The sequence below is a fragment of the Photorhabdus caribbeanensis genome (genome assembly GCF_018448885.1).
In the GTDB taxonomy this organism is placed as follows: Bacteria; Pseudomonadota; Gammaproteobacteria; order Enterobacterales; family Enterobacteriaceae; genus Photorhabdus; species Photorhabdus caribbeanensis.
The window spans coordinates 1-399 of the sequence record NZ_RCWB01000154.1 but is presented as its reverse complement, the minus strand read 5'-3'; the positions used below and the strand labels follow the sequence as shown (position 1 = coordinate 399).

General features: G+C 39.3%; 1 protein-coding gene. It reads right to left on the bottom strand.

What is annotated here, in order from left to right; all coding sequences use genetic code 11:
* Positions 1 to 114: 114 nt before the first annotated feature.
* Positions 115 to 243 (bottom strand): PAAR domain-containing protein, encoded by a 129-nt coding sequence (locus tag EAE90_RS24405; protein ID WP_281422397.1) that lies wholly within the window; start codon positions 241 to 243, stop codon positions 115 to 117.
* Between the last annotated feature and the right edge of the window lie 156 nt (positions 244 to 399).

The window sequence follows — 399 nt, the reverse complement described above, 5'->3', positions numbered from 1 at the left end:
GATTTATCTTTACTGGCTTCCATCAACCCAACCGCAATTAATACTCCGGCACAGGCGCTGGCGACATATTCAGCCGCACCCACTGCGACCGGAGCTAATAAGGGTATTGGCATATTAACGTCTCCTGATTACCTTATTTTTTGCCATAATAGGTACACCATTGTGAGTATATTCATCAATAACGGTAATAACCTTACTGCCATGATCTGTCATATCACCTAACAGAATAACCGCTTTTGACATGAAAGTTCTCCATCGTTTTTCGATTGGTAAATAACATCACTCCCATTAAACTTCGGTAATTAACGGCAGTAATCCCAAATTCACCAACTGAATTTCAACATCATTGGATTTATCAATATCATCCTGATTCCTTCCATCAAAAATGCCTTTTTTGGT